The 12,891-nt window shown below is 35.3% G+C and carries 9 protein-coding genes; 4 read left to right on the forward strand and 5 right to left on the reverse strand.

Annotated features, from left to right (window positions below):
- Positions 1–115: 115 nt before the first annotated feature.
- A complete protein-coding gene (locus PL77_RS11280; RefSeq protein WP_044205010.1) occupies positions 116–553 on the forward strand; it encodes an Rrf2 family transcriptional regulator in 438 nt (145 codons plus the stop codon).
- Positions 554–955: 402 nt separating this feature from the next.
- Here the strand turns inward: PL77_RS11280 and PL77_RS11285 are convergent, their stop codons facing one another.
- Positions 956–1,471, reverse strand: a complete 516-nt coding sequence (locus PL77_RS11285) for a hypothetical protein (protein WP_044205012.1) — start codon at positions 1,469–1,471, stop codon at positions 956–958.
- A 21-nt stretch (positions 1,472–1,492) separates the two neighbouring features.
- A complete protein-coding gene (locus tag PL77_RS11290) occupies positions 1,493–4,918 on the reverse strand; it encodes an AAA domain-containing protein (RefSeq protein ID WP_044205013.1) in 3,426 nt (1,141 codons plus the stop codon).
- A gap of 244 nt (positions 4,919–5,162) precedes the next feature.
- Between PL77_RS11290 and PL77_RS11295 the strand changes: the two genes are divergently transcribed.
- Entirely contained in the window at positions 5,163–6,866 is a 1,704-nt protein-coding gene (locus PL77_RS11295) for a hypothetical protein (RefSeq protein WP_044205015.1), read from the forward strand.
- A 27-nt stretch (positions 6,867–6,893) separates the two neighbouring features.
- Positions 6,894–8,285, forward strand: a complete 1,392-nt coding sequence (locus tag PL77_RS11300; protein WP_044205017.1) for a DUF5723 family protein — start codon at positions 6,894–6,896, stop codon at positions 8,283–8,285.
- Positions 8,286–8,385: 100 nt separating this feature from the next.
- On the opposite strand, the gene PL77_RS11305 is transcribed toward PL77_RS11300, so the two are convergent.
- The 3 genes from PL77_RS11305 to PL77_RS11315 all read right to left on the reverse strand — a co-directional run bounded on the left by PL77_RS11305 (position 8,386) and on the right by PL77_RS11315 (position 12,564).
- A complete protein-coding gene (locus PL77_RS11305; protein WP_044205019.1) occupies positions 8,386–9,684 on the reverse strand; it encodes a pyridoxal phosphate-dependent aminotransferase in 1,299 nt (432 codons plus the stop codon).
- A gap of 379 nt (positions 9,685–10,063) precedes the next feature.
- Complete coding sequence (gene gldA, locus PL77_RS11310; protein WP_044205021.1) at positions 10,064–10,975, reverse strand: gliding motility-associated ABC transporter ATP-binding subunit GldA; 912 nt, start codon at positions 10,973–10,975, stop codon at positions 10,064–10,066.
- Positions 10,976–11,028: 53 nt separating this feature from the next.
- The gene (locus PL77_RS11315) at positions 11,029–12,564 is read right to left on the reverse strand and encodes an FGGY-family carbohydrate kinase (RefSeq protein WP_044205024.1); all 1,536 of its coding nucleotides are present in this window, start codon (positions 12,562–12,564) and stop codon (positions 11,029–11,031) included.
- Between the two features lie 60 nt (positions 12,565–12,624).
- Between PL77_RS11315 and PL77_RS11320 the strand changes: the two genes are divergently transcribed.
- Positions 12,625–12,852 carry a hypothetical protein gene (locus PL77_RS11320; RefSeq protein ID WP_044205026.1) on the forward strand — a complete coding sequence of 76 codons (228 nt, stop codon included), beginning with the start codon at positions 12,625–12,627 and terminating at the stop codon, positions 12,850–12,852.
- The last annotated feature ends 39 nt before the right edge of the window (positions 12,853–12,891 follow it).

Below are 12,891 nucleotides of genomic sequence, written 5' to 3' on the forward strand. Positions count from 1 at the left end.
AAATAATAAAAGACAAAAATATCTTTTATTTCTTTTGTAAAAGGAAATCTTAAAAGGTTTATATTTGTAGTGATATCGATTTGAATCAATTATAATTATCAGAAGTAATACATTGATGTTTTCAAAAGCATGTACTTACGGTATAAGAGCACTTATTTTAATAACGCAGCGAAGTAACGAGGGAGAGAAAATAGGAGCGAAGGAAATTGCAGAAGTAACTGCAACACCTGAACCTTTTACCGCTAAAATTTTACAACAGTTATCAAGGCAAGGTATCATTCAGTCCGTAAAAGGACCTAGAGGTGGTTTTTACTTAGATGACGAACAACAAAATACCCCACTTTATACTGTTGTAGCAGCAATTGATGGTGATCAGTTGATGACGGGTTGTGGTTTGGGTTTTTTAGAATGTTCTGATGAAAAGCCGTGTCCAATGCATGCCAAATTCAAATCCATTAGAGCTTCTATCAATAAGATGTTACAGTCTACTACTTTGAAAGATTTAAGTAATGATGTAGAGGGAGGTTTGTCTTTTTTATCATTGAAAAATTAGGTCATTGTAAACTTAATTCTCGAATATTTAGGTATTTATAAATCAGGAGATTTCTGCTGATCTTTAGGACACGAATGACGCTATCGCTTAACATTCGCGCCAGTGGACTTTCTACCCAATTCATTTGCTACTTCTTCCCTCGGTCTTAAAGGGAAAAGCGTCAAGAATTTCATGAAGTGAGCCGTTAAAAATGATTTTGATGTTTGAGCATCTCAAAACGATGAAGTTTTGATCGAGTTATCCTTTCAAAAGGCGAGAGGAATGGAATTTAGCTTTTGACTTCTAAGCCTTGAATTTTTTGCTTCAAGAAAAAAATGAAGAAGAAGGAAGTTTGAAAGTAGGCTCTATAAAATCTAGTAGAAATACAGATTGAAAGTTAACAGTAATCTAGTTTACAATGTACTAATTAATACTTTCTTTTTTCTTTAACCCCAAAAAAGATTTTACACTATCTTTAATAACGACTTTTTGATATAAAAAATAATCTTTAGCAGCAATATAAAGTAGTTTGTCTGTTTTAAATTGTGATTTCAGTAAGAATGCAAAACCAATGTAGGGAACACTGGCAAGGTAAGCCCCTCCAACTGAAATCTGACTTTTTAGTCTCCACTTTATAAAAATGGCTTTTAAAGTAGCATTTGTAATTAAAAAAATGAGGGGAATAGCAGTAGCCCAACTGATTTCTTTTTGAATAAAAGTATACCCTGCAGCACCCGGTATTAAGATATTATCAATCCATACCGCTACAAAGCTCCAAACGATCAAGATATATCCCACTCTAAATATTTTGGAGACACCTTTACCAAGACTATGCTCAACAAGGTAGGAACTTTCTTCAGGTGTATATTTTTCATTGTTTTGTACAAAATTGCAAAAATTATCTCTTGCACATTCACAATATTCATCAAAGTCTTTCATCGTAATTATATGCTACTAACACTACGAAAATAATGAAGAGTCAGACGCTATCCAACCCTTTTTTTCTTTAATCCAATTCATTAGTCGTTCATGAATAGAAGAGCGGATTAGAATAGAAGGATTACCCAAAAATACCATTTGTTGCTTTGCTCTTGTAATGGCAACATTAAGTTTTCGGTCCACAATACCATCATCAGTGAGTGAAAGCATATTTTCCAACTGAAAAGGGGTATTGGCACAAAATGAAATTAATATTACCTCTCTTTGACTACCTTGATAACGCTCTACAGTATCAATACTGATCTGATTGGCTTCTTCAAAACCGATTTCTTCTAACGCTTGTCGTATCGCCGCAATTTGGTTTCGATAAGGAGCAATAATTCCTAACGTTTTATCAATATCAAAATGTCCCTTTTGCTCTAAATATCTTTTCTTCGTTAATACGGCAATTTGAGCAATTTTTCGAGCTTCCTCCATATTGATTTTATCAGATGTAGAAGTAGCAGTGTTTTTAGTAGGGAAGAATAATAAACGATTTTCTTTTAAGCGCTTTTCAAGGGCACTGTCTCCTTCGTTTATTTCCCAATGGATACTTTCACTTTGCCAAGGTAGAGGAACAGTCATCAGATTACCTTGATAGAAATATTCATTGGCAAAGTACCCAAGGTCTTCGTGCATTCTTCCTTGATTTTTGAGTTGATCAAAAGCCCAATCCCAATTGTTTTTCTGACAGAGTGAAAAAATTCTCTCAAAATAGGCATTTCTTCTATTTGTCAATTGAATTTCATCTAAGCCTTTAAACTGAATTTCAGAAACACTTTTGTCTTGCTGAGTAATGGCAGGAAGCTGTTTTTGATCTCCAATTAACACAAAACGATTGACCTTGGTTAATAAATCGACAAGTTGCGGCTCTAGAATCTGAGAGGCTTCATCAATAATGGCCATATCAAATTTCTTGATCTTGAAAAGTGAAACCCTTCCTGAAATTGAAGCCAGTGTAGTCACAAAGACTCTATGTTGCTCTATCCCTTTTCGAAGTGAAGCTCTATTGTTGGCACTTTCTGCCAGTTTATTGAGGAGGTTGTTTCTGTATTGTGGGGCACAAGAATGCTCTGAACCAATTCGTAAAAACTTTCTACCATCAGGTAAAGGGTTTACAATTGCTTCTTCCAAAGCTTCACAAATTTCATCCACCGCTCTGTTGGTGTAAGCAATAAACAATATGTTTCTTTCTTCATCTGTATGATAAAGAATATGGGCTAAGTTCTTCAACATTCTAGAAGTTTTCCCCGTGCCAGGAGGTCCAACTACTAGGCAGTAATCTTCTGTAGATAAGGCCTTCGATAATGTGTTTAACTCTACCTTGTTTAAGTTTTTATCTTGTGCAAGGTCAAGTACTTCTTCATGCGAAAACATTTTAGAAGGGTAGGTAGGAGGCTGTAGCCCAAGCAGTATATCTTTTTTCTTTTTATTGTTCCATGTGATAAATTGATACAAGCCTCTGTACATTGCATTAAAAGAAGCTTCCATAAAATCACCTTCAAGGGCCCAATTGGTATCAGCATCAAAGATTTCATCATTTCTTTGCTGATGCCTTAATTGTACAATGATTTCATCTTTACTAATCTTAGTGATCGTACCTTTATTGATTTGTCCATGTGTAGGGAGTTCCTCATTGGTATTTCTAGGGTAGAGCGTCACGATATCACCTTCTCTAAAGTTGACAAAAGCATTTTCAGGGTTCGTTCTTTTGAACACCAAAATAGGAGTAGGGTCATTTGCGAAATTTTCAGAAAGTTCTAAATCGAATAAGATCTTGAAACTATCTTTTTTCGTATCGAAATCATCGAGCCATAAAGAAGCTACACCTTGGCTAAATATTGTATCTCCCACTTTTGCAAGTTGATGTTCTTTGGCAATAAAGCTGATAAAGGAGAATAAATAAGCACGTTCTAGTTGAGTAAGACCTCTAATATTTTGAATGAAGTGATTGACCTCTTTTTTGACAAAAGGAGCCGCTGCCGCAAATGCAACTTCATTGACCTGTCTGAGTACAGCAGCAACATCTTGTAGGGTTTCTGATTTGGATAGCAATAGCTCATTCAATACCATTTCATTTCTAGTATAAATGATCAACTGCTCCATTTTTGAAGTGTAGGTGTCGTATCTCAAAGGTGCTTGATGGGCCTTTGAATAAAAAATCATTGGAAAAATGCTTTGCTGATCACATTGATAAGCATCTTTCAATAACATCTGATACATAAGGGTTTGCACTGCGTGATTACTCCATAATCCGGAGTTACCTAATCCCGCTTGAGGAGGTTTCCCTGACTTTAATTCTACAATTCTATATTCATGTTTTTCATTATTGATATGCAATAAGTCTAAACGTCCTTGTATACCATATTTAGGAGAATAAAACGATGGTTCAATACAGCAACCATCTTTATCAATCCCCTGTTGTCTGAAATTATCATTGACGGTTTTAATGATGTTTTGGAATTGCATTTTAGCATTTTCCATAAATTCATTGAATCCCGAACGACTTTCCAGTTCAGGTAAAGTGATATAATCTAACGGGTTGGCTTTAAAAGTTTTTGAAAAAACATCGATAAAGTTCAGTGAGTTGGGGTCTTCAGCATGAATGGCTTCATCAAGGAAAAAGTTGGCCACACTACCCAAGAGTATCGGGACACTTGAAGCAGAAGGTGTAAACTTTTTCAAAAGTATATTAAGTGGAATACTTCCCGTTCGGTTAAAGGATTCTGCCACTGTAGTGACATCAACTAAAAAATCAGGTTCGATGACAAAATGCTGAGGAATCAACTGATCATTACTACTTAGCCTAACATTCAACAAATGTAGCTGAATACCCTCCCAGATTTTGGCAATTGTAGTGGTGTACATGTCATTGACATTGGCCACGTCATACCTCACTTTTATCGGGGTTTCACTCTCCGCATCATCATCTTCAATGCAGTGTAGAAGCTTGTTTTCTTCATCTATTTTAATGACTTCTACTCTTAGCGTATCAATGAAATTTTCCTTTTGTTTTTTGGACTCTTCTATGGTCGGTAGAGGAGGTAAGGCTTGGTCGAGTACATCAATTATATCTTCGTTATATATAATTTTAACAGTTTCAGCTACACTCCTACAGGCAAAGTTGATATCATGAAAATGAATAACTTTCGCAGATCTTTTAGATAAACGATCATTGATTCTAACCTTTTGCAAGCGCCATACAAGTTGCTGAGGTAGCTTTAATTTTTGACCCAAATAAGCAATTCTAGCAAATAAACTGGATAGTAAAATTTTCTCACTTTTTGTCTGATCTTTACAAATCCACTCTAATAAATCTTTGATTCTGTGATGCTTTTGTGGAAGTGTAAATTCCTCGTTATTTACAGTGTTGTACAGGTAGTTATAATAATCTTTTGCTGTTAGCATATTGTATTTTAATGAGATCACAAAAAAAAAATTCGAATCAAAAAGTTGAAAAATGGATCTTCATTTTGTGACAAAAAGTGATTTAATATAAACTAAAGATAAAATTAAATTAGATTTTAACCATGTTGTTCAAAACATTTATTTTATTTGTTTAACGAATTAGAAAAATGTGTTAATTTTAAATTCGTAACATGTTAATTGATGAATAACCTATCAATTTATTTTTTGCTATAACTTTTTGAAAATGCTTAATAAAAAACTCTTTAGTCGATCAGGGTTACTGGCTTTGGCAGTACCTATGTTTCTTACATCGTGTGGCCCAGAACTTGGTGAACTTGAAGTGCCACCACTAGAAGGTTACAAAATTGGTATCCCTCTAATTAATAGTGATAGTGAAATTGGCTTTAGAGATCTTCTGAGTGAAGAAGATTTAGAAGACTTACAAACAGATCCCGTAACAGGTGATATATTTTTCGCTTTTGAAGACTCATTTGATATTGCATCAACCAACGACCTAGTACAAGCTTTTGGTAGTGCTAGTGAAGATGATTTTTTCAGTATTAACTTCCCTAATCCAATCCCAACCGAAATTCCATTTTTGACACCCATCAGTGTTGGCTTTACGGCAGACGCGACAGGTACCTGTAATGGTGCAAGCTATTGTATTCCGTTGGCCAACGATATTCAAGATGATGTAGCAATCTCTTATTTAAGATTTGAAAGAGGAGGCTTACAGGTTGAATACAGAGCAAGTATTGGTGATGTGATCACATTATCGATGACAGGTGTTGAAACCGCTCAAAACACAAATACGATTACAGTCACTGAAACTGTCAACACCACACAAACTACATTCATTACTTTACCTTTAAGTAATGTAGCCTTAGACTTGGTCAATAGCACACCTACCTTATCGATTTCAATCGAAGACGGAGCTGGTAACCCAACAGGTTTTATATCAGGTATTGAATTGACACCAACAAATACAGCTGACCGTGTGAAACTACTTTTTGGAAGTGCACTAACGGCATCTCTTGATATACCAAATGAAGAAATCGATACCGATTACTTATCGGATATTTTCCCTGAAGAAGCTCAAATTAATTTTAAATCACCTACGGTACAATTTAGATTCAACAACCCGATTGGTGCAGGAATTAAAATTGACTTAGGGAAGAATGGAGGTATTTATGGTGAAAATATTTCTGGAGAGACAGCTCCTTTAAGTTTTAATCTAGATTCAGCTTCAGCTATTGAGGGGAATTCATGTTCTCAAGCTATTGATGTGTTAGCGGCCACTGATTTTGATCAGGTGGAAGTAACCAATGTTTTTGCATGTCAAACTGCTGAATTATTAAATATTAGACCAGTAAAACTTTCTTATGCAGGTGAAGCAAGTTATAATTTGCAGCCAGGAGATGAGGTTTTATTTGCGAAAGGAGCTGAAGTAAAAGCGTATTTCAGTGCCACAATACCATTGTACTTAGGCTTTACAAACATGGTTTATGAAAGTGGTGCAGATGCAGATTTTGATTTCAACAGTGAAATTGAAGCCATCACTTCTGCTATTTTGAGATCAGAGGTAACCAATGGTTTGCCAATTGGTGGTACGTTAAAGCTGACAACAAAAGAAAGTGAAAACGGCCGAGTGACTTCAGAGATTTTTATCAATGGAGGTAACAATAATAATAAGTTGATTAAAGCTGCTCCAACTACAACCGAAGGCATTGTCACTGGATCTTCTACAAATTACCTTGAAACCAACCTAAGTGAGGATCAAGTAAGAGCGATTTTAAATGCAGGTTACGTAGATATTTCTTTTGAACTATCTGCCGATGCAGATTCTACAACGGATACACCAGACCCTGTTCAAATTACTACTGAACAAACAATGAGGTTTGAGATGGGTATTTTACTTGAAGGTACCATTAATTTCGAATCTGAATAATCCTCTTTTAACCTTAAGTAAGATCCAATGAAAAATTTAAAATATATATTCTTTAGTCTATTTACATTTATCCTTGCTGCTCAGGCAAGTGCACAGCAGGTAAATACATTATATTTCATGAACAGTGTGGCACAGTCCACAAAATATAATCCAGCCAAACAAACAGAGGCAAAGTTTACTTTTGCATTTCCTGCTACCAACGCATCATTACACGTTTTTAATCAGTTTAACTTCAATGATGTTTATACCACAGAAAATGGAGTTGATCAGCTGGATTATGAAGGGTTCTTAAGCAAATTAGACCCTAATAACTCTCAACTGAGTTCAGTATCTTCTGAAGTAATTGGTGCTTATTATCAAAAATATAAGTGGGGTGTTCATTTAAGTATCAATTATCAGGCTTTAGAACACTTAACGTATACAAAATCACTTTTCAATACTTTACTGAAAGGTCCTGGTCAAGAATTGGGAGTAAGACAAGATTTGAGTTCGGTAGCCAACGTGTATGGTTTTTATGATGTAAGCCTTGGTGGTAACTATAGAATCAATGATAAACTTGTTTTAGGTGCCACTTTGAAAGTTTTATTTGGAACACATCAATTGAATGCTAAAGTAAATGGATACGCTCTTCAAGATGATAATACAGCGATGGATTTTAGTCTTGGCGGAAATATTGAATTGAGATCAAGAGGTTTGGGAGAAGTTGTGAATGAAGAAGGAGATTTTGAAGTAGATCTTGATGATAATGAATTAACGAAATCACTGACTTCTATGTCAAATACAGGTTTTGCGGTTGATTTAGGTGCTGTGTATCAATTCAATGATGAGTTGACTTTTGAGGCGTCTGTAAGAAACTTAGGATTTATCAAATGGTCTGACGATGCAAGTAACTATGTAGCTCCTTTAGAAAATATCGTATACACGGGTGCAGATATGAAAGCCTTGTTAGATGGAAATATTGATGACGCATTCCCTTCGATTTCGGATTCTATTGTTTTCAAAAATACAGATACTTTATCCGTAGAAAGTACTTCTACATTGCCAACAGTAATCAATTTAGCCTCTACTTATGAGTTTTGGGAACGTGCAACAGCAGGTGTTTTATTCTCTCAGATGTTTTATGAAGGAGAATATTACCCATCGCTTACTTTATCAGTAGACAAGCAGTTTGGTAAATACTTTGGGTTAGGATTAAGTTATACAGCCAATAAATCAAGTGCTGCAAACGTAGGTGCATTGGTATCGTTTGGCTTCCCTGGTTTCCAGTTGTATGTAGTTTCTGACAATCTTTTAACTGCTGGGTTTAATTGGGATCAAGCAAAAACTGCCAATGTTAGATTTGGTGTGAATTTACCTTTCGGTGAGGTGGATAAAGGAGATAAAATTCCTAATAGCTTGAAGAGAAGACTGAGAAACTAATTCAGTTTTTGTACAAGTTTAATATAAAAGAAGGCCAAGTAGTTTTGAATTACTTGGCCTTTTTATGTTGATGGAATTACTCAGAAAAGAATAATTTCAATTATTGACAATATTCGATCACTGCCTCTCTTATGTGTGTGAAAGTCTCATGTAGTAGCTCTTCATTTTCTTCAAGTAATGTTACTCGGAAACCTTGAAGATCTGAACAGAAAGATGAAATAGGTACTACACAAACCCCTTTCGCAGCCAATAAATTGTAAACAAATCGTTTATCATGTGGCATTGCTTCAGCGGTCCATTCGTTTAACATTTGTTGGACTTCAGGATTATCTACTTTCAGTGATTGTCCTTCTTTTAAAACACCATCTTTAAAGATAATGGTATTGTAGAATGCTCCATATGTTTTGTTAAAGGTCAACTGAGGAAGATCGCCTAATAATTCAGCAATGATTTCAGCTCTCCTTCCAATCGCATTATTGGCTGCATCTCTATAAGGTTGATAACGCTCATCTTGCATAATTCTAGGAATAGCCATTTGAGGTAATTTCGTCGAACAAACCTCAATCATTTTCGCATTATCTAAGGTCTGACAAAGACCATCAAATTGTTGGTCTTTCTCTCTGTTGTAATATTCCATCCAACCACAACGAGAACCCGGCCATGGGAATTCTTTCGAAATACCTTTTAAGGCAATCCCTGGTACGTCTCCAATGTACTCTGCGAGTTGATGTGTTTTTGCTCCATTGTAAGTGACATTTGAATAGATTTCATCAGAGATCAAAATCAAATTAAACTCTTTAGCAATGGCTACAAATTGTTCCAAAATCTCCATAGGATACACCATTCCTGTAGGGTTATCAGGGTTGATGATCAAAATACCAACAATGTTCGGATTGTATTTTACTTGTAAATACAAGTCCTCCATATCAGGGTACCAGTGATTTTCTGGATCTAATTTGTAGGTCAAAGGTGTCGTATTGGCGTGGGCGGCTTCGGCGGAAGAGTGAGTAGAGTAAGCAGGTGAGGGTCCAATGATTCTTGATGTAGGTAACAAGAATTGATATAACTTTGAGATCGCATCTCCAAGCCCATTGAAAAATAAGATGTCATTGGCATCAATTTTAACCCCTTGAAGAGCATTGGTGCGTTCAGCTAGAAACTCTCTTGTTTCTAAAACTCCTTTGGAATGACAATAACCAAAAGTACCATTTTCATCCAACAATCCACCGATGATATCTTTCATCCATGTTGGCATTTCAGCATTTTTCTGAATGGGATCACCGATATTTTCCCAATAGATTTTCTGACCTAGTTTTCTTAAACTATCCGCTTTTTTTACAATACCACGGATTTCATAACTAAGTTCATTTGCTCCTTCTCTTAAAAGTTTCTGTCTCATCTTCCGTTTTTTTTAGTAATTACCCGCCAAAGTAATTACTCAAGCATTTTATCATGCTTCTATTAAAAATATAAGCCTATTCTAAATGAGTTCACAGCACACAATTGTGAATAAGATTTAGAATGTTAATCTCAAAATTGCTTTTTCATTATGAGAATATCAATATTCTTAACAAGATATTGATATAATTTTATGAATTAGTTGGATAACTTGTAACTTTATAAGGATATCAACTTGGATAAAAGAAAAACAGCGACTTATTCACATTAAATGAATAAGTCGCTGTTTTTTTATAATGTAAAGATTACTATTAAAATCAAAAAAGATGATATATATGCTTATTTAGGTCTTTTGTTTATTAATATCATCTTTTTTGATTTTATTTCTGAGCTAGTTTTGTGAATATCTCTTCCATAGATTGAATTTGTGTATTCATTTCTATGATGGCTTGTTGATATTCGGCTGTTTTTCTGAAAATATCACCTCTCAAATCCATTTCGTTGGGGTAGTAGATCAAAACTTGTTGATTATTCAACATTTCAATCTTTTCAACACCTTCTACACTTTCTAGGAATTGAGCATCAGTAGGATTTTCGAATGTGACATTCAAAATAGTTTTAGAGCCTAAATGTCTTAAATTGTTGACATGATCGTTGGCTACAATATCGCCTTTTCTGATAATAACGACTTTGTCACACAAAATTTGAACTTCCTGCATGATATGAGTAGATAGCATCACTGTTTTATCCTGACTCACCTTTTTTATTAAAGCTCTGATATCTTCTAACTGAATTGGGTCAAGTCCAGTAGTTGGTTCATCTAAGATCAACACCTCAGGATCATGAATAAGTGCTTGAGCAAGTCCAACTCTCTGACGGTAACCCTTTGAAAGTGCCCCAATTTTTTTCTTTCTTTCTTGCGTGAGCCCCGTCAGCTCAATCATTTCCTCAATTTTACTTTTTTTCTTTTGCCCTTTTAACTTGTAGATAGAAGCACAAAAATCAAGGTATTCACGCACGTACATATCCAGATACAATGGGTTATGTTCTGGTAAGTACCCTACTTTTTTTCGAACTTCGATTGGATCATTGACTACATCATAGCCACATACGTTGATAGTGCCTTCTGTAGGTGGAATGTAACAGGTGGCAATTTTCATGGTGGTTGATTTTCCAGCACCATTTGGTCCCAAAAAGCCTAATATTTCTCCTGGTTTAGCTTCAAAAGAAATGTTATTTACAGCTTTTTGTTCTCCATATATTTTAGTTAAATTTTTTACTTTAATGCTCATAGGGCGAAGTTAAAAAAGTGAGACTACCAATTCAAAAATAATGTACTCCTACCTCATTTTTTAGGATAGCCTGTAATTTTTTGAATCTTTTTATAAATAGGTTGTAATTGAGGGTACATCTTAAGATATACTTTATCATAAAGCTTTTGATAAATCGCTACTTCTTTTTTTTGAGGATAGAATGTTTTTTCAAATCGAGTCATTTCTTGAATTGCAGAAGAAAGAGTGTGTTTTCCTAATCCAATATAACCCAACATGGCCGCACCGAGTGATGATGTCTCAAAAGTATGTGGTCGGTGTGTAGGAAGGTTGAAAATATCGGCTGTTAGCTGCATAGCAACATCACTTTGAGATCCACCACCAGAAACTCTTAGTTCGGTCATTTTATAACCTGTTCTCTTTTCTGTTTGTTGAGCACCCTTTTTAAGGGCATAAGATATTCCTTCTAAGATGGCCTTATAAATATGTGCTTTGGTGTGGATATCCCCAAATCCAATAATACTTCCTTTGGCTTCTCGTCCGGGGTTTTTTATGCCAGGAGACCAGAAAGGTTGTAATGTCAAGCCCATAGATCCTGCGGGTATTTCTTTGATCATATCTTCAAAAAGTGATTCAGGCGCAACATTCATTTCCTCTGCGTGTAAAACTTCTTGATGTCCAAATTCTTTTTTAAACCAGCTGATCATCCAAAAACCTCTATACACCATGATTTCTGTATTATTACTTCCTTTTACGGCACTACTGTACGAAGGGAAAAAGGGAATCACTTCTTTGTATTTGGGGATATTTGTAGAGACAGTAGCGGTTGTTCCAAAACTCAAACAACCTATATTGGGCTGATCTGCTCCAGAACCAAGCATTTCACAAGCTTTATCTGAGGCTCCAGCAATTAAAGGAGTTCCCTCAGGAATTCCAATTTCTTTTGCAGCCTCTTTTGTAATTGTTCCAATACGCTCTGAAGGGTGGACAAGTTCTGGTAGCTTATCCATTGGGATATTGAATAACTTATGCTTTTGATCATTCGCTTTTGTCCAATGATGAGTTTTGTGATCATAAGGCACAAAGCCTACCATATTTCCGGTCGTTTCCTTGTAAAACCCTGTTAGTTTAAAGTGAAAATAGCCAGATAAGAAAAGGTATTTGTAAGTGTTCTTCCATATCTCAGGTTGATTTTGACGAATCCAATTGGACTCGCTTTCCAAAATAACATGTTCAATAATGTCATACATCCCAAGACCTTTCATCGCAAATTTTAGAAAAGGAGAGGGGTAGTCTTCAAGTTTGGCCTTTCTTTGATCTAACCAAACAATAGCAGGACGGAGTGGTTTTCCTTCCTGATCCACATTAATGACCGTACCTCTTTGTGTTGTAATAACAACCCCTTCAATATTGACCTCGTTGTCTGCTAAAAGTTTTTTGACAGTAATGCATGTATTTTCCCAATAATAATCGGGATCTTGTTCAGCCCACCCAGGTTGAGGGGAATGATAAGGAGTAATTGGAGTTTTTTGAAGAGCAATAATATTCCCCTTCTCATCAATTAAAGAAGCCCTTATGGATTGTGTTCCTGCGTCGATGGATAGTATCATGATGTTAGTTTTGTTCTGTATTGATGCTTATATTTCGGAAAAAAGTAATGATACTATAAAATGAGAAAAGGTACAAAAAGATATTATGGTCAAATGATTACTTCAAATAAAGAATCGTTTGTGGGAAAAGAGTTAGATGTAATCATGAAAAATGGACAAAGTTATCATGGTGTCATTAAAAGCGTCAATGAGTCTGGATTTCAGATGAAAGATGGCTTAGATGGGAAACACGAATTATTGTTTGCTAACATTGATGAAGTGTTAGAAGTGATTCCTGCAAAATATTAATTGAATAATCATCTCATTCTACTTCTAAAAACTAACATT

The sequence above is a fragment of the Flammeovirga sp. OC4 genome (assembly GCF_000812565.1).
GTDB lineage: Bacteria > Bacteroidota > Bacteroidia > Cytophagales > Flammeovirgaceae > Flammeovirga.